This window comes from Cellulomonas wangleii, assembly GCF_018388445.1.
GTDB lineage: Bacteria > Actinomycetota > Actinomycetes > Actinomycetales > Cellulomonadaceae > Cellulomonas > Cellulomonas wangleii.
In genome coordinates, this window is sequence record NZ_CP074405.1 from 3,317,038 (window position 1) to 3,333,710 (window position 16,673).

14 protein-coding genes and 1 riboswitch are annotated in these 16,673 nt (G+C 76.7%); of the genes, 6 read left to right on the forward strand and 8 right to left on the reverse strand.

Annotated features, from left to right (window positions below):
• Positions 1–2: 2 nt before the first annotated feature.
• The 3 genes from KG103_RS15285 to uxaC form a co-directional block, all read right to left on the reverse strand.
• Complete coding sequence (locus tag KG103_RS15285) at positions 3–899, reverse strand: hypothetical protein (RefSeq protein WP_207339365.1); 897 nt, start codon at positions 897–899, stop codon at positions 3–5.
• 85 nt (positions 900–984) lie between these two features.
• Complete coding sequence (locus tag KG103_RS15290) at positions 985–2,013, reverse strand: LacI family DNA-binding transcriptional regulator (protein ID WP_207339366.1); 1,029 nt, start codon at positions 2,011–2,013, stop codon at positions 985–987.
• A gap of 77 nt (positions 2,014–2,090) precedes the next feature.
• Positions 2,091–3,587 (reverse strand): glucuronate isomerase, encoded by a 1,497-nt coding sequence (gene uxaC / locus KG103_RS15295; protein WP_207339367.1) that lies wholly within the window; start codon positions 3,585–3,587, stop codon positions 2,091–2,093.
• A 216-nt stretch (positions 3,588–3,803) separates the two neighbouring features.
• On the opposite strand from uxaC, the gene KG103_RS15300 reads away from it, so the two are divergent.
• The 5 genes from KG103_RS15300 (at position 3,804) to KG103_RS15320 (ending at position 9,191) form a co-directional block, all read left to right on the forward strand.
• Positions 3,804–4,790: a LacI family DNA-binding transcriptional regulator gene (locus KG103_RS15300; RefSeq protein WP_207339368.1), complete on the forward strand. Its 987-nt coding sequence runs from the start codon at positions 3,804–3,806 to the stop codon at positions 4,788–4,790.
• Complete coding sequence (locus KG103_RS15305) at positions 4,787–6,295, forward strand: mannitol dehydrogenase family protein (protein WP_207339369.1); 1,509 nt, start codon at positions 4,787–4,789, stop codon at positions 6,293–6,295. The genes KG103_RS15300 and KG103_RS15305 overlap by 4 nt, the downstream gene beginning before the upstream one ends.
• A 142-nt stretch (positions 6,296–6,437) precedes the next feature.
• A complete protein-coding gene (locus KG103_RS15310) occupies positions 6,438–7,601 on the forward strand; it encodes a Gfo/Idh/MocA family protein (protein WP_207339370.1) in 1,164 nt (387 codons plus the stop codon).
• Complete coding sequence (locus tag KG103_RS15315; RefSeq protein WP_249670624.1) at positions 7,598–8,551, forward strand: sugar phosphate isomerase/epimerase family protein; 954 nt, start codon at positions 7,598–7,600, stop codon at positions 8,549–8,551. Before KG103_RS15310 ends, KG103_RS15315 begins: the two co-directional genes overlap by 4 nt.
• A gap of 88 nt (positions 8,552–8,639) precedes the next feature.
• Complete coding sequence (locus KG103_RS15320) at positions 8,640–9,191, forward strand: septum formation family protein (protein ID WP_207339371.1); 552 nt, start codon at positions 8,640–8,642, stop codon at positions 9,189–9,191.
• Here the strand turns inward: KG103_RS15320 and KG103_RS15325 are convergent.
• From KG103_RS15325 to KG103_RS15345, 5 genes are all read right to left on the reverse strand, one after another.
• A complete protein-coding gene (locus tag KG103_RS15325) occupies positions 9,160–9,861 on the reverse strand; it encodes an ABC transporter ATP-binding protein (RefSeq protein ID WP_207339372.1) in 702 nt (233 codons plus the stop codon). The genes KG103_RS15320 and KG103_RS15325 overlap by 32 nt on opposite strands.
• The gene (locus KG103_RS15330; protein ID WP_207339373.1) at positions 9,858–10,838 is read right to left on the reverse strand and encodes an ABC transporter substrate-binding protein; all 981 of its coding nucleotides are present in this window, start codon (positions 10,836–10,838) and stop codon (positions 9,858–9,860) included. Before KG103_RS15330 ends, KG103_RS15325 begins: the two co-directional genes overlap by 4 nt.
• A gap of 92 nt (positions 10,839–10,930) precedes the next feature.
• Positions 10,931–11,707, reverse strand: a complete 777-nt coding sequence (locus KG103_RS15335; RefSeq protein ID WP_213319926.1) for an ABC transporter permease — start codon at positions 11,705–11,707, stop codon at positions 10,931–10,933.
• Between the two features lie 478 nt (positions 11,708–12,185).
• Positions 12,186–12,279: riboswitch (TPP riboswitch) on the reverse strand.
• Between the two features lie 121 nt (positions 12,280–12,400).
• The gene (locus tag KG103_RS15340) at positions 12,401–14,572 is read right to left on the reverse strand and encodes an FAD-dependent oxidoreductase (RefSeq protein ID WP_207339375.1); all 2,172 of its coding nucleotides are present in this window, start codon (positions 14,570–14,572) and stop codon (positions 12,401–12,403) included.
• A gap of 19 nt (positions 14,573–14,591) precedes the next feature.
• A complete protein-coding gene (locus tag KG103_RS15345; RefSeq protein WP_207339376.1) occupies positions 14,592–15,386 on the reverse strand; it encodes a 3-ketoacyl-ACP reductase in 795 nt (264 codons plus the stop codon).
• A gap of 298 nt (positions 15,387–15,684) precedes the next feature.
• On the opposite strand from KG103_RS15345, the gene KG103_RS15350 reads away from it, so the two are divergent.
• Positions 15,685–16,662, forward strand: a complete 978-nt coding sequence (locus tag KG103_RS15350) for an AEC family transporter (RefSeq protein WP_207339377.1) — start codon at positions 15,685–15,687, stop codon at positions 16,660–16,662.
• Positions 16,663–16,673: the final 11 nt, after the last annotated feature.

The window sequence follows — 16,673 nt, forward strand, 5'->3', positions numbered from 1 at the left end:
CGTCAGCCGCCCGAGCCGGTGGGCAGCCCGCAGGCCGCGAGCACGACCTCGTACAGCGCGCCGCGCAGCGTGTCGGAGGCGGCGACGTGGAACACCGGCTGCTCGACACCGTCCACCTCGGTGCGCAGCCCCAGCACCGTGCCCCGCTTGTCCTCCGCGATCGCGTGCAGGTCGCACCGCGCCGGCACGACCGGCAGGACCACGCGGCCGTCGGGCGGCGGGGCCGCGGAGTCCACGTCCACCGCCCAGTCGGGCTCGGCGCCCGGGGACCGCAGCAGCGTCGTCGAGCGCACGGCCGTCAGGCGCACGTGCGGCCCGTCGGGCACGGTCCGCACCAGCAACGTCACGTCCGCGACGACGTCCCCGCCCACCTCCCGCACCGTCAGCTCGTCGGACAGCCGCACGTCCAGGCCCGCCGCGACGGCGGCACGTGCGCAGTCCTCGCCCCGGATGCGGCGCAGGTCGTCGGTCTCGTCGCTGGGGGTCACGACGACCGTCCCGGCGCGGCCGTCGGCGGTGGTGACGTCGAGCGCGACCCGGGCGTCGGGGTCCGCGTCCGGCGCCGCGTCGCACCGGGTGGCGTCCAGCGGCACCGCCAGGCGGCGCAACCGGTCCGCCTCGACGACGCGGTCCTCGTCGGTGGCACCGCCGACGGACGTCCCGGTCAGGCGGGCGCCGGTGACCGTGACGTCCAGCGGGCCGGTGTTGCGCACCTGGAGCTGGACGATGCGCGCCACGCGGTCGGTGCGCGCCTGCGCGACCTCCACCTCGAACGTCACCGCGGCCGGCAGGGTCGCCGCGGGGCGCGCACCGCCCGTGCCGCACGCGGCCGGCACGAGGGCGAGCAGACCGGCCACGACGAGGCCCCCCGACCCCTGCCCGCGCACCCTGCCACCCATGGGTCGAGCGTGGCACCGTGCGGGGCGCGGCGGTAGGCCGCGGTGTCGGCGGACGGACCGACCGGGCGTCCGACCCCTCGTCGCGTCAGGCGGTGCGCTCCGGGGTCGACGCGCGCAGGACGACCTCCGTGGGCACCGTGCGCACCCGCGGCTCGGCGGACCGGTCCGCGAGCGCGAGCTCGGTGGCCAGCCGGCCCACCTCCACGAGCGGCACGCGGACGGTCGTCAGCGGCGGCACCACGTCCCGCAGCGTGAGGATGTCGTCGAACCCCGCGAGCGCGAGGTCCTGCGGCACGCGCACCCCCAGGTCGCGGGCGGCGGCCAGGGCGCCGAGCGCCATGACGTCGTTCACCGCGAACACGACGTCGACGTCGGCAGCCACGGCCAGGAGCTCACGCATGGCCGCCTCGCCGCCCTCGTGCGTGAACTCCCCCGGCACCACGTGCGCGGGGTCCACCGGGGAGCCCAGGTCGGCGAACACGTCCGCGAACGCCTCGCGCCGCTCCCGCGCGGTCAGGTGCGTGAGCGGACCGCCCAGCACGGCCGGACGCCGGTAGCCGCGCGCGTACAGGGCGCGGGCCAGCGCGGCGGCCCCCGCGGCGTTCTCGACGACCACCGTGTCCACGCCCAGCACCGGCTGCCCCACCAGCGCGACCGACCCGCCCGCCGCGGCGTAGTCGGCGAGCGCGGTGCGCATGACCTCGTTCGCGTCCTCGTCGTCGTACCGGCTGCCGGCCACGACCACCGCGCGGGCGCGCTGCCGCTGCAGCAGCCGCACCAGCTCGACCTCGCGCTCGGGCCGGTGCTGCGTGCTCGTCAGGGTGACCTGCAGGTCCGCGGCGTCGGCCGCGCCGGTGACGCCCGCCGCGATCGACGAGAAGTACGGGTCGGTGATGTCGTGCACCACCAGGCCCACCGACGTCGTGCGGCCGCGCGCCATGGCCTGGGCGTTCGCGTCGGGCGTGTACCGCAGGCGCTCCGCGGCGGCGAGGACCCGGTCGCGCAGGTCCGGGCGGACGGTGCGCGTGGCGCTGCCGTTGATGGCCCGCGACGCGGTCGCCAGCGAGACGCCCGCCTCTCGGGCGACGTCGCTCAGGGTCACGCTGGCGGCCATGGTCGAAGGCTAGGGCACGCGTCGGCGTCGCGTGGCCGGTCCTCCGTCCCGCCGCGCGGGGGTGGCGGGACGGCGGGTCAGGCGCCGGCGACCTGCCGGTCCGACCCGGGCGCCGGGGTGGCACGCTCGACGGTCCCGGCCGGGGGCCGGGCGTACGCGGTGCGCGGCAGTCCGTAGGCCAGGTCGACAGCCGTCTCCAGCGCCTCGTCGAGGTCGAGCCGGTGCTCGACGACCAGCCGCGCCAGGTAGCCCGCGTCGATGCGGCGCGCCAGGTCGTGCCGCGCCGGGATCGACAGGAACGCGCGCGTGTCGTCGACGAACCCCGTGGTGTTGGCGAACCCGGCGGTGTCGGTGACCGTCTCGCGGAAGCGCCGCATGCCGTCGGGGGTGTCGAGGAACCACCACGGGGCGCCGAGCCGTACCGCGGGGTAGACCCCCGCGAGGGGCGCCAGCTCCCGGCTGAACGTGTCCTCGTCGAGCGTGAACAGGACCAGCCGCAGGTTCGGGTGGTGCCCGAACGCGGTGAGCAGCGGGCGCAGCGCGCGCACGTACTCGGTGGCCACCGGGATGTCGTAGCCCACGTCGTTGCCACGCACGGCCAGCACGTGCGGGTCGTGGTCGCGCAGGGCACCGGGGTGCAGCTGCATGACCAGGCCGTCCTGCGTCGACATGCGCGCCATCTCGAAGAGCATGTGCGCCGAGAACGCCCGCGCCGCGGCCGCGTCCACGTCGCCGCGCAGCGCTGCCGCGAACACCGCCGCCGCGTCGGTCTCGTCCATGGGCGTCGTGTCGGCCAGCAGGTGGCCGTGGTCGGTCGCCCGCGCACCCGCGTCGACGAACGCCCAGCGACGGGCCTCGAGCGCGCGCAGGTAGTCCCGGTAGGAGCCGATCGTGGTGCCGGCGCGCTCACCGAGCAGCGCGACGTCCTGCGCCCAGCCGGGGCGGTCGACGTGCAGCACGGCGTCCGGGCGGAACGTCGGCACGATCCGCTCGCCCCAGCCGCGGGCGGCGAGCGCCGCGTGGTCGGCGAGGGTCGCGGAGGCCGGGTCGGTGGTCGCGATCGTCTCGATGCCGAAGCGGTCGAGCAGCGCCAGCGGCCGGAAGCCCGGCTCCGCGAGGCGTGCCGCGATCGTGTCGTACGCGGCGTCCGCGGTGGCGGCGGAGAGCCGCTCGGTGACGCCGAGCACGTCGACGAGCACGTGCTCCATCCAGAAGCGCGTCGGCGTGCCGCGGAACAGGTGCCAGTGCGCGGCGAACGTGCGCCAGACCGCGCGGGGGTCCGTCTCGACCGGCCGCCCGTCGAGCCGCGGGACGCCGAGCGCGTCGTGCGGGACGCCCTGGGACACGAGCATCCGCACCAGGTAGTGGTCGGGCACGACGAGCAGCGACGCGGGGTCCCCGAACGGCTCGTCCCGGGACAGCAGGCCGGCGTCGACGTGGCCGTGCATCGAGACGATGGGCAGCGTGCGGGTGGCCTCGAGGATCTGCCGGGCGACGGGCCGCGTGACGGGGTCGGCGGGGAGCGCGCGGTCGGGGTGCAGCACCCAGGGGGCGGCGGGTGCGGTGTCGGGCATCAGGTCCTCCGGCGCGGTCCGCGACGGCGCGGCGGTGCGCCCCACGGTGCGGCCGACAGACGTCGACCGCCTCGATGAATACGTTTGCAGGCTTGACCATGCCACCGTGTCCAGCCTGATGCAAGAACTGCACCCCGTACTTGCCGCGGCCGCGGCCAGCGTGCTGCAATCGCTTTCATCATCTGCTCGTGCGGGCAACCACGCGGAGGAGCATCCATGGCCGTCACGCTGCGCGACGTCGCACGTGCCGCCGGCGTCTCGGCCGCGACCGCGTCGCGCGCGCTGTCCGCGCCGGACCTCGTCTCCCCCGAACGGCGTGAGCTCGTGCGCCGCGTGGCGCGCGAGCTCGGCTACCGCCCCAACCGCGCGGCCCGCGAGCTCATCACCGGACGCAGCGGCCACCTGTGCCTCGTCGTGCCGGACCTCGAGAACCCGTTCTTCTCGGCCGTCGCCAAGGCCGTGCAGGCGCGCGCCCGCGCCGCGGGGCACGCCGTGGTCGTCGCCGACGCCGAGGAGGACCCCCGGCTGGAGGCCGAGCTCGTCGCACAGCTCGGGGCGCAGGCCGACGGGGTCCTGCTCTGCTCCCCGCGCATGTCCTCCGACGACCTCGCGGCGGTCGCCGCCGACGGTCGGCCCGTGCTGCTGGTCAACCGCGAGGGTGCCGACCTGCCCTCGGTCGTCGTCGACAACCGGGACGGCCTGCGTCAGGCGGTGCGCCACCTGCACGCCCTGGGCCACCGCCGCATCGCCTACGCGGGCGGCCCCGCCGGGTCCTGGTCCGACGCCCGGCGGCGCGACGGCCTGGCGGCACTCGACCTGGACCTCGAGGTGCTGGACCTCGGGGCGCACGCCCCGGTGTTCGCCGGGGGCGTCGGTGCCGCCGACCTCGCGGTCGCCAGCGGCGCCACCGCCGTCCTGACCTACAACGACCTCATGGCGCTCGGGGTGCTCGACCGGCTCCGGACGCGCGGGGTGCGGGTGCCGCAGGACGTCTCCGTGGTCGGGTTCGACGACGCGCCCGTCGCGACGCTCGTGACGCCCTCCCTGACGACCGTCGCGGTCCCGCTGGCCCGGCTCGGGCGCACCGCGGTCGACCTGCTGCTGACCCCGCACGACGACGACGCGCCGCACACCGTGCTGCCCGTCGAGCTGGTGGTGCGCGGCACCACCGCACCACCACCCCGACCCCCGGAGACCCGATGAGCCTGCCCCGCCTGTCCGCCGACACCTGGGCGCAGCGCACCGCGCGCGGGCTGCCCGACACCGTCCGCGGCCCGGCTGTCGACCCCCGCGCCCTCACGGTGGGCCAGGTGCACCTCGGGATCGGCGCGTTCCACCGGGCGCACCAGGCCGTGTGCACCGAGGACGCCGCCGCCGCGACCGGCCGGACCGACTGGGGGATCCTCGGCGTCACCCAGCGCAGCCCTCGCGTGGTCGACCAGCTCCGCCCCCAGGACGGGCTGTACGGCGTGCTGACCGCCGGTGCGCAGGCCTCCACGCTGCGCGTCGTCGGGTCGGTGCGTGACGTCGCCTTCCCCGGCCGGGACACCGCACGGGTCCTCGACACGATCGCGGCGCCGACGACGCACGTCGTGACCCTGACCGTCACCGAGAAGGGCTACCGGCGCGCGGCCGACGGCGGGATCGACGCCGCCGCTCCGGACGTGGCGGCGGACCTCGCGGCCGCCGCGGTGGAGCTGACGCGCGACGACGAGACGCCCAGCCGGACCGCGATCGGGCTGCTGCTGCGCGGGCTCGTGCGCCGCCACCGCACGTCCGGCGCCCCGCTGACGGTGGTGTGCTGCGACAACCTCACCGACAACGGCGCGGTGCTCGCGGGCCTCGTCGCGCAGGGCCTCGCCGCGGTGCACGGGGCGCAGGACGTGGCCGCGTGGGTCGCCGCGAGCGTGCGCTTCCCCTCGACGATGGTCGACCGCATCGTGCCGGCCACGACGGACGCGCACCGCGCGGAGGCCGCCGGCCTGCTGGGCCTGCACGACGAGGCGCTGGTCGTGGGCGAGCCGTTCCTCCAGTGGGTCGTCGAGGACGACTTCGCCGGACCGCGTCCGGCGTGGGAGCGCGCGGGGGCGACGTTCACGCACGACGTCGCGCCGTACGAGCGCGCGAAGCTGCGGGTGCTGAACGCGACGCACTCGACGCTGGCGTACCTCGGCGCGCTGCGCGGGTACGCGACGATCGCCGAGGCGGTCGCCGACCCGCACCTGGCGACCCTGGTCCGCGCCCTGGTCGACGAGGACGTCATGCCCACGCTCGTCGCCCCCGACGGCACGGACCTGGCCGCGTACCGGGACGAGGTGCTGCACCGGTTCGCCAACCCCCGCACGGGCCACACCACCGTGCAGGTCGCCATGGACGGGTCGCAGAAGCTGCCGGTGCGCCTGCTGGGGACCGTCGCCGACCGGCTCGCCGCCGGCGCGGTCCCGCACGCCGCCGCGCACGCCGTGGCCGGGTGGGTCGCGTACGTGCGCGCCGCCGCCGCGGGTGAGCTCGTCGTCGCGGGGCGCACCGTGGCGCTCGACGACCCGCTCGCGCCGCGGCTGGCCGAGGCGGCCGCCGGGCCGGATCCGGTCGGCGGGCTGCTCGCGCTGCGCGAGGTGTTCCCCGAGGCCGTCGCGGCGTCGACGCCGTTCCGGGACGCCGTCACGTCCGCGCTGCGCGACCTCACCCCCCTGCCCACCACCCCCTGACCCGTCGGCACCCACCCCTCCCCGCGGGAGGGGTGGGTGTTGACGGCCGGTGGGTGCGGGCCGCTACAGTGCCGGAAAGCGCATTCCTCCTGCCGGTTCACCCCGGCGCCAGGCGACGACGCCGCGACCCACGGAGACGACGATGACCACGCGCACCCTGCGCATCGCCATGAACGGCATCACCGGCCGCATGGGGTACCGCCAGCACCTGCTGCGCTCGATCCTGCCCATCCGCGAGCAGGGCGGCGTCACGCTGCCCGACGGCACGCGCGTGCAGGTCGAGCCGGTGCTGGTCGGCCGCAACCCGGAGAAGGTGCGGGAGGTCGCCGAGCGCCACGGCGTCGAGCACTGGACCACGGACCTGCAGGCCGCGATCCACGACCCCGCGACCGACGTCGTGTTCGACGCGTCGATGACGAGCCTGCGGGCGGCCACCCTCACCGAGGCCATGAAGGCCGGGAAGCACGTGTACACCGAGAAGCCGACCGCCGAGACGCTGCACGAGGCGGTCGAGCTCGCCCGGCTGCGCGAGACGACCGGCGTCACCGCGGGCGTCGTGCACGACAAGCTCTACCTGCCGGGGCTGGTCAAGCTCCGGCGCCTGGTCGACGAGGGCTTCTTCGGCCGGATCCTGTCGCTGCGCGGCGAGTTCGGGTACTGGGTGTGGGAGGGCGACGTGCAGCCCGCGCAGCGCCCGTCCTGGAACTACCGCGCGGCCGACGGCGGCGGCATGACCGTCGACATGTTCTGCCACTGGAACTACGTGCTCGAGGGGATCGTCGGGCGGGTGCGCACGGTGACGTCCCAGACCGCGACGCACATCCCCACGCGGTGGGACGAGCAGGGCGAGGCCTACGAGGCCACGGCCGACGACGCGGCGTACGGGATCTTCCAGCTCGAGACGCCGGCCGGCGACCCCGTCGTCGCGCAGATCAACTCGTCGTGGGCCGTGCGCGTGCACCGTGACGAGCTCGTCGAGTTCCAGGTCGACGGCACCGCCGGGTCCGCGGTCGCCGGCCTGTTCCACTGCGTCGCGCAGCCCCGCTCGGCCACGCCGAAGCCCGTGTGGAACCCCGACCTGCCGACCACCGAGCGCTTCCGCGACCAGTGGCTCGAGGTCCCGGCCAACGCCGACCTCGACAACGGGTTCAAGGCGCAGTGGGAGGAGTTCCTCGTCGACGTGGCCCTGGGCCGCCCGCACCGGTTCGACCTGCTGTCCGCCGCGCGGGGCGTGCAGCTCGCGGAGCTGGGGCTGCGCTCGTCGGACGAGGGCCGTCGGCTCGACGTCCCCGAGATCACGCTGTGAGCACGCCCGTCGCCCCGGTCGGCGAGCCGGCCGCCGGGCGCCGCCCGGACCTGGCCCGCCTGTCGCTCAACACCGCGACCACCAAGCACCTGACCCTGCCGCAGGCGGCGGCCGCCGCCGCCGACGCCGGGCTGTCGTCCATCGGCGTGTGGCGCGACCGCGTGCAGGAGGTCGGCGCCGACGTCGCGGCGAAGGTCGTCGCCGACCACGGGCTGCGCGTCTCGTCGCTGTGCCGCGGCGGCTTCCTCACGACGGCCGACGACGACGCCGCCCGCGTCGCCCTCGACGACAACCGGCTCGCGATCCGGGAGGCCGCGACGCTCGGCACGCACGAGCTCGTCCTGGTCGTCGGCGGCCTGCCCGCCGCGTCCGGCCCGGGCGGCCCGGCGCTCCCCTACCCCGCGGGTACCCCGGCCGCCGACGGTCCCGACGACCCGGCCCGCGACGTCGTCGCGACCCGTCGGCGCGTCGCCGACCGCATCGCCGAGCTCGCCCCGTACGCGGCCGCGCACGGCGTGCGACTCGTGCTGGAGCCGCTGCACCCGGTGTTCGCGGCGGACCGCGCCGTGATCTCGACGCTCGGCCAGGCGCTCGACCTCGCGGCCCCGTTCGACCCCGACGTGGTCGGCGTCGTGGTGGACACGTACCACGTGTGGTGGGACCCGGACCTGCAGCGGCAGATCGCCCGCGCGGGAGCCGAGGGGCGCCTCGCCGGGTACCAGGTGTGCGACTGGGTGCTGCCGCTCGCGGCCGACCCGCTGCTCTCCCGCGGGCACGTGGGCGACGGCTACGTGGACTTCGCGACGATCACCCGGTGGGTGCGCGACGCCGGCTACACCGGCGACGTGGAGGTCGAGATCTTCCACGAGGAGGTCTGGGCGGCGCCGCCCGAGCGGACGCTCGGCACGATGGCGGAGCGGCACGTGCGGTACGTCCTGCCGCACCTGTGACCGCCGCGCGGCGCACTCACAGGATCGTCACCGGATCGAGATCCGACACGATCACGGCCGCAGGGGTCGGGCTGCTTCACTGCTCGCCGTGACCTTCCGTACCCGGCGCACGACCGCCGTCCCCGCCCTCGCTCTCGCCCTCACCGTGGCCCTGTCCGGCTGCGGCACCGTCGTCGACGCCGTCCTGGGCGACAGCCCCGAGGCCGCCCAGCGCGACGAGCCCGGCGGCGAGATCACGGCCTCCGCCGAGGCCGACGTCTTCTCGCTGCAGGTGGGCGACTGCCTCAACTACCTCGCGGAGTCGGAGGAGGCCACCGAGTTCGCGGCACTGCCGACCGTGCCGTGCGCCGAGCAGCACGACGCCGAGATCTACGCCGAGACGACCCTCACCCAGGAGCAGCACGAGAGCGACCTGGCGCTGGCCGCGGACGCCGAGGCCGAGACGCCGACGCACGCCGACCAGTTCTGCTACGACGCGTTCGCCGGGTTCGTCGGGACGTCGTACGAGGAGTCCACGCTCGACTACACCTACCTCTCCCCCACCCCGGAGAGCTGGGCGCAGGGCGACGACGTGGTCCAGTGCCTCGTCGTGCACCTCGAGGGCGGGCTCACGGGGAGCATGCGCGACTCGGCCCTCTGACCGGCCGCGGCACCCCCAGCCGCTCCAGCAGGACCCCGCGGGCGTCGCACGACCCGGGCTCGACGGCGGCGGTCAGCCGGCCGCCGTCGAGCACGCGGACCTCGTCCGCGAGGGCGAGCGCCTCGTCCACGTCGTGCGTGACCAGCACCGTGGCCACCGGCCGCGCCGCCCGCACCTCCCGCAGCAGCGCGTGCGCACCGAGACGGGTGAGGGCGTCGAGCGCACCGAACGGCTCGTCCAGCAGCAGCACGCGCGGCTCGCGGTGCAGCGCGCGGGCCAGCGCGACGCGCTGCGCCTCCCCGCCGGACAGCGTCAGCGGCCACGCGTCGGCCAGGTGCGCGAGGCCGACCTCGACGAGCGCGGCGAGCGCCCGCGGCCGGTCCGACGCGCGCGGCACCGGGCCCGGGCCGAGCAGGACGTTGCGCCACACCGGCTCCCACGGCAGCAGCCGCGGCTCCTGGAACACGACGGCCGTGGGGTCCGCCACCTCCAGGTGGTCGGCCCGCGCGCCCGGGTCCAGGCCCGCCAGCGCGCGCAGCAGCGTGGACTTGCCGCCCCCGCTGCGCCCGACGACCGCCACGCACGCGCCCGCGGGCACGTCGAGGTCGAGGCCCGCCAGGACGTCCCGACCGCCGAACCCCCGCCGCAGCCCGCGCGCCCGCACGCTCACGGCCGCACCCCGCCGTCCTCGGCACGGATGAGCCGCGTCGCGTCGACGGCGACGCCCGTGACGTCGACCGCGCCCGGAATCATCCCCTCCTCGACGTAGAGCGCGGCGACGCGCGCCAGCTCGGCGGCGAAGCCGTCGTCGGCCGGCCGGACGTCCGGCGTCTCCAGCGCGCCGAGCGCGGCCGCGACCTGCGCGTCCGCACCCGACGCCCGGTACGCCCCGGCCCGGCGCGCCGGGTCGGCCCGCAGCGCGTCGGCCTCCGCGACCAGGGCGTCGTACAGCGCGGCCACGGCCGCCGGGTGCCGCTCGACGACGTCGCGGGTCGTGACGTGCACGGTCCGGTTGTCCGACCCCAGGTCGCGCGCGAGCGCGACGGTCCGCACCCCCGGCAGCGCCTGCGCGCCCACGAGGTACTGGTCCCACGTCGCCCACGCGTCGACGCGCCCGGCGGCGAAGGCGCTCGCGGCGTCCGGCGGCGCGAGGTGCTCGACCGTGACGTCCTCGGGCGTCAGCCCCGCCTCCCGCAGCGCGAGCCGCAGCAGGTACTCCCCCGTGCCGCCGCGGTTCACCGCGACGGAGCGCCCGGCCAGGCCGGCCACGTCCGTGACGTCACCGTGGGCGACGATGCCCTGGGTGTCGCCCGCGTCGTGCTCGACGGCCACCACGACGAGGTCGGGTGTGCCGGCGAGCGCGGCGACCACGGCCGTGGTGGAGCCGGAGACGACGTCGACGTGGCCCGCCGCGAGCGCCTCGGCGGCGGGGGCGAAGGCCGGGAACGACGGGGACACCGCCAGGTCGACGCCGACGTCCGCCAGGTGCTGGGCGGCCAGGCCGTCGTCGACCGCGAGCGTCAGCAGGTTCTGCGTCGACAGCGGACCGACGCGCAGGGTGGTGGCGGGTGCGCCGGTGGGCGCGGACGACCCTCCGGACCCAGCGCCCGCCGCGGCGCAGCCCGCCAGCGCGAGCACCGCGACCACGGCCGACGCGGACGCGCCGGGCGGACGGGGGCGTGACCGGGTGCGGCACGGGACGGCTCCGCGCGGTGCACGGCGGGGACGGGGGCGCGGTGTCATGCGGGCTCCTGGGTCGGGGGTCGGGCGGGTGGCAGGGGATGCCGGGCCGGCGGGGGCCCGCCGGGGGCGTCGGACGCCGGGACGGCAGGGGTGGGGGCGACGGCCCGGGCGACGGGCCCGGGAGCACGCCAGTGCAGCGCCCGGTGCTCCACACCGCGCACCAGGGCGTCGGTGACCAGGCCGAGCACCGCGTACAGCGCGACGCAGACGAGGACGACGTCGGTGCGCGCCCACGTCCGGGCGTCGGTGAGCAGCGCCCCGACCCCGCGGTCGGTGGCGACCTGCTCGGCGACGATCACCGCGACCCAGCCGGTGCCCAGGGCGAGCCGCACGCCGGCGAGCACCGAGGGCAGCGCGCCGGGCAGCACGACGCGCCGCACGGTGACCCACCGGCCCACGCCCTGCGCCGCCGCGACCTCCCGCAGGCGGGAGTCGACGCTCCGGGCCCCGGTGACGGTCGCGACGTACACGGGCACGGCGCTCGCCAGCACGACGAGCAGCACCTTGGGCGTCTCACCCAGCCCCCACCACACGACCAGCAGCGGGGTCAGGGCGGTGAACGGCACGGCCCGCACGGCCTGCAGGGGCCGGTCGACGACGTCGTGGCCGATCGGCGACAGCCCGGCGACGAGCCCGAGGACCAGCCCGGCCCCCGTGCCGAGGAGCGCACCCGCCGCGAGACGGCCCACGCTGACCGCGAGCGCGGGCAGCAGCGTCCCGGTGGCCACCAGGTCGGCCGCGGCGCGCGCGACGTCGACCGGTCCGGGCAGCACCCGGGGGTCGACCGCACCCGTCGCACTGGCGGCGGCCCACGCCACGAGGACGGCGCCCAGGCTGCACCACGCGCGCCAACCACCCGTCCGGCGGCCCGAGGCCCGGGTCACGGCGTGGCCCCGTCCGCGGTCGGGGCCGTGCGGGTCGGGGCCGTGCGGGTCGGTGCAGCCGGGGTCGGACCGGCGGGTGCTGCGGGCACGGGTGTCTCCGGTGGGTCGGTGCGGGCGCGACGGCACCGCCTCCAGGCGCGCGTCACCCCCGCCACGACGACGCGGGCGGCAGGACGTGCGCGGAGGCGTGCGCCGCCCACCGCGCGCGGCGGTACGGGACGGGCACGACGACGCCCGCCCGCGTGACGTCACGCGGGCCGGCGTGGGCGGGTCAGCCGGCCCCGGGACCTCGCCGTGCTCGCACGCCGGGCAGGCCGTGCGGGTGCAGGGCGTGCGGGTGCAGATGGGCGGACGGCAGCGGACGCATGGGAGACATGCGCGACATCCCTTCGCTAGTGCGACCTAGATCAGGTTCGACGGGTGTGATCTCAGCCGCGGATGCGGCACCCCGTGTCACGACGCCGCCGACGCTACCCCCGGACGTCCGGTTCGTCCGCAGGCGTCCGCACTGTGGCCGCGCACGCCGACGACCCCGCCCGGGACCTCCCGGACGGGGTCGCACCCGACGCGGCGACGGACGCATCAGGGCACGTTGCCGTGCTCGCGGAACTCCCGCCAGACGTTCTCGAAGAAGTCGTCGTCCTCCGGCACGGGACGCCGCGGTCGCCACCGGAAGACCGGCAGCCCCGCGGGGTCGTCGGCGTCGCGCGGCGCCACCGGCGCCCAGGCCCGGCCGTCGTCGGTGACGGGTGACGCCCCACCCGGCGGGACCCAGGCCGTCTCCTGGATCTCGCCGTCCAGGGCGCCCGCGTCGAGCCGGAACCGGTACAGCTCCGGCAGGTCGAGCGGCTCACCGTCCGGCCCGGCCAGCGGCAGCTCCCCGTCGGGGTCGGTGTACAGCACCGACCCGCGGGACCGCCCGCCGTGCGCCAGGTAGTCGGCCATCGCCGACAGGTACACGTACGCGCTGGTCAGCACGTCGCGGACCAGGAACGTCCGGTCGACGGACCGCCGGGAGCCGGGGTCGGCGGTGACCAGGTCGCGGTAGCCGGTGAGCCAGGCGTGCACCTGCTCGAGCGCGGCGTGGACGGACGCGGCCGAGCGCACCGGCCCGGCGTCGCGGCTCATGAGCACCTGCACGTCGCGCAGCAGGTCACCGGTGTTGTCGGGGACGCCGGCCGCGGCCCGGCCGGTCGCACGGACCGTCAGGTCGAGCGCGGCGCCGAGCACGGGCGCGGCCGCCGCCGCGAACGCCGCGTCGTCGAGCGGCGGGCTGTCGCGGCGCGCAGCGACGAGCTGCGCGGCCCGCGTCGCCCCCACCTGGCCGCTGTTGAGCGCGGCCCCGCCCGGGCGGTACACGCCGTGCGCCCCGGCCGCCTCGCCGACGGGGAACAGGCCGCTGACGTTCGACTCCCACCAGGCGTCCACGACGAGGCCGCCGTTGTTGTGCTGCGCGCAGACGTCCACCTCGAGGAGGTCGGTCTCCAGGTCCACCTGGGGGTTGCGCTCGAGGTAGAACCGGTACGCGGGCTCGTTCATGCGCCGCAGCCGCTCGATCGGCGTGCCGCCCAGCACCCCGGCCCGCTCCAGGTACCCGTACGCCTCGGGGCTCATCGCGGTGGCGTCGAAGTCGTCGCGCACGGGGTTGCGGCGGAAGTCGAGGAAGACCCGGCGCCCGCGCAGCACGGTCTCGCGGTGCACCAGCAGGTCGATCAGGGACGACCCGTCGCGCGCCTTGCGGATGTCGAAGGGCCACTGGTAGCCCTTGAGGAACACGAGGGTCAGCAGGCGCCCGTAGTCCTCGACCGCCTCGGTGAGGAACTCGCGCTCGTCGCCGCCGTCCGCGTCGGTGGACACGAAGCGCGGGACGACCTGCATGTACGTGCCCGAGACGTTCCACCGCGGCCTGGTCGACGCGAGCCCGAACTGCCACTCGGTGAGGTTCTTGCCGTGCACGCCCGCGCGGTACGCCGCCCCGGATGCACCCCACTGCCCGTGCGGGAACACGCGCGTCGCGTACATCCCCGCCGGGCCGCCGGTGGCGTACACGAGGTTGGTGCAGCGCAGCAGCAGCCACGGGCTCGCCGCGCCGTCGTGCGGCACGTCGGTGCGCAGGACGAGCAGGCCGGCGACCCGGCGCGCGCCCGGCCCGGCGTCGGGGTCGGGCACCGTGACGACGTCGACGACGCGGCAGCCGTCGAGCACCGGTGTGCCGTCCGCGCGGACCCTCGCCTCGAGCCGCTCGACCATGGTCCGGCTCGTGTACGGGCCGACGGACGTGGCGCGCCGCCGCGGGTCGTGGTCGGTCTTGTAGCCGATGAACTCCCCGAACCGGTTCTGCGGGAACGGCACCCCCAGGTCCACCAGGTGCAGGAACGCGCGCGCCGACAGGGCGGCCTCGGCCAGCGCGTTGTCGCCGTCCATCGCACCGCCGCTGAACAACGTCTGCGCCATCTCGCGCACGGAGTCGTCGTCACCGCCGGACAGCGTCAGCTTGTAGTACGTCTGCTTGTCCGAGCCCGCGTTGCGCGACGCCCCCGCGTTCACCTTGTCGGCGACCATGACGACGTCGTCGTGGCCGAGCTGCACCAGCCGCGCGGCCGCGCAGTACCCGGCCGAGCCGGTGCCGACCACGACGGTGGTCGCGGTGACGACCGGCACGTCGTGGCCCGCCACACGCAGGGTCCGCGGCTCGTGGCGCCGCTCGGGAGCCGCGGGACGTGCGGCGCCCGTCGGGTCGTCGCCTCTGCTCATGGGTGATCGCCTCCGTGGGTCACAGGACCGGGACGTGCATGCCGCCGTCGACGTGGAAGACCTCGCCCGTCGAGTACGGCGTCTGACCGGACGCGAGCAGCGCGACGGCGCCCGCGACGTCGGCGGGGCGGCCCCAGCGGTTGACCGGTGCGAGGCCCTGCGCGATGAGCGCGTCGTACTTCTCGGTCACGCCCGCGGTCATGTCCGTCGCGATGACGCCCGGCCGCACCTCGTGGACGACGACGCCCTCGGGGGCCAGGCGCACGGCCCACAGCTGCGTCGCCATCGCGACGCCGGCCTTCGAGACGCAGTAGTCGCCGCGGTTCGTCGAGACGGTCGTCGCCGAGATCGACGAGACGTTGACGATCGTCGCGACGGGCCGCTGCGGCGGTTCCGGGGGCGCGTCGAGGGGGCCGCGCAGCTCGATCACGCGCCGCGCGAACTCCTGCGTGAGGAAGTACGGCCCGCGCAGGTTGATGCCGAGCACGCGGTCGAACGACTCGGGCGTCGCGTCGAGCAGGTCGGCGCGGACGCTCGGCGCGACGCCCGCGTTGTTGACGAGCAGGTCGAGGCGGCCCCACGCGTCGACGGCGTCGGCGACGTAGCGGCGGTGGTCGTCGAGGTCGGCGACGGAACCCCGGACGTACCGCACGAGCGCCGGGTCGCCCGCGGCCTCGCGCAGCTCGGCCAGCACGTCCGCGGGCTCCTCGCGCGTGGCCAGGATCGAGACGGCGAACCCGTCGGCGACCAGGCGACGGCTGATGCCGAGCCCGATCCCGCGGTTGCCTCCGGTGACGAGCGCGACGGGCGGCATCGGTGCCCTCCTGCGGGTCGTGCACCGAGGGCGGCGCGCGGGTGCGCGGTCCGGCGCGGCGGTGCGGCGGGTCGTGCGGGCCGGGGAGTCCCGACGACGGCGTCGGGCGGCCCCGTCGTCGTTGCCGACGGGGCGCGGACCGACGCGGGGATCGTCGCATGCCGCGCGCTCGGTTGGCAAGCGCTTTCCTGCCAGGTCGACGTCCGTGCGAGGATCGACGCGTGCTCCGGACGCCCCCCGCCGCCCCGCCGCGCCCGGGGACCCCGCGACCCCGCGACCTCGCGCGCCGGACCCGCGCGTGAGTGCCGTCCTCGCCGCGCTGGGCACGATGGGCGCCGTCGTCGCGCTCGGCTGGGTGCTCGGGCGGTGGCGCGTCCTCGGCGAGCGCGCCGCCCCGGTGCTGGCGCGCGTCGTGTTCGTCGTCGCCGCACCCGCGCTGCTCCTGTCGACCGTCGCCCACGCCGACCTGCACCTGCTGGTGTCCCGCACGGCCGTCGTCACGTGGACGTCCACCGCGCTGGTCGCGCTGCTCGCCGCCCTCGTCCTGCGGGTCGTGTGGCACCGGTCCGCCGCCGACGTCACCGTCGGCACTCTCGTCTCGTCGTACGTCAACGCCGGGAACATCGGCCTGCCGCTCGCGGTCTACCTGCTCGACGACCCCGTCGTCGTCGTGCCCACGCTGCTCTTCCAGCTCCTGGTCCTCGCGCCCGTGGCCTTCGCGGTCCTCGACGCCCGCCCCGCGCCGCCGCTGGACGGCCCGGAACCCGCGGGCACCGGCCCGGACGGCTCCGACACCGCACCGGCTGGGATGCGGGTCGCCGGGGTGGCGCGCCGCACGCTGAGCAACCCGATCATCGTCGGGACCCTCGTCGGGCTCGTCCTCGCGGCGCTGCCGTGGTCGGTGCCCGAGGTCGTGCTCCAGCCGTTCGCGCTCGTCGGCGCCGCGGCCGCACCGCTGGCGCTCCTCACGTTCGGCATGTCGCTCGCCGCCCCGCGCACCACCGCGGACGCCGCACCCCGCCGCGACCTGGCGCTGGCCGTCGGGCTGCGGTCGGTCGTGCACCCGGTGCTCACCTGGGGCGTCGGGACCGCCCTCGGGCTGCCCGCGCCGGCGCTGCTCGCCGTGGTCGCCATGGCCGCCCTGCCCACCGCCCAGAACGTGCTGGTCTACGCGATGCAGTACCGCCACGGCGAGGCGCTGGCCCGCGACGCCGGCCTGCTCACCACCGTGCTGTGCGTGCCGGTGCTGCTGGTGGTCGCGGCGGCCCTCGGCTGAGGGCCCCTCGG

Coding starts and splice junctions, on each gene's coding strand:
- KG103_RS15340 (WP_207339375.1), bottom strand. CDS start 14,572: ATGAGCAGAGGCGACGACCCGACGGGCGCCGCACGTCCCGCGGCTCCC.
- KG103_RS15285 (WP_207339365.1), bottom strand. CDS start 899: ATGGGTGGCAGGGTGCGCGGGCAGGGGTCGGGGGGCCTCGTCGTGGCC.
- KG103_RS15345 (WP_207339376.1), bottom strand. CDS start 15,386: ATGCCGCCCGTCGCGCTCGTCACCGGAGGCAACCGCGGGATCGGGCTC.
- KG103_RS15290 (WP_207339366.1), bottom strand. CDS start 2,013: ATGGCCGCCAGCGTGACCCTGAGCGACGTCGCCCGAGAGGCGGGCGTC.
- uxaC (WP_207339367.1), bottom strand. CDS start 3,587: ATGCCCGACACCGCACCCGCCGCCCCCTGGGTGCTGCACCCCGACCGC.
- KG103_RS15305 (WP_207339369.1), top strand. CDS start 4,787: ATGAGCCTGCCCCGCCTGTCCGCCGACACCTGGGCGCAGCGCACCGCG.
- KG103_RS15300 (WP_207339368.1), top strand. CDS start 3,804: ATGGCCGTCACGCTGCGCGACGTCGCACGTGCCGCCGGCGTCTCGGCC.
- KG103_RS15310 (WP_207339370.1), top strand. CDS start 6,438: ATGACCACGCGCACCCTGCGCATCGCCATGAACGGCATCACCGGCCGC.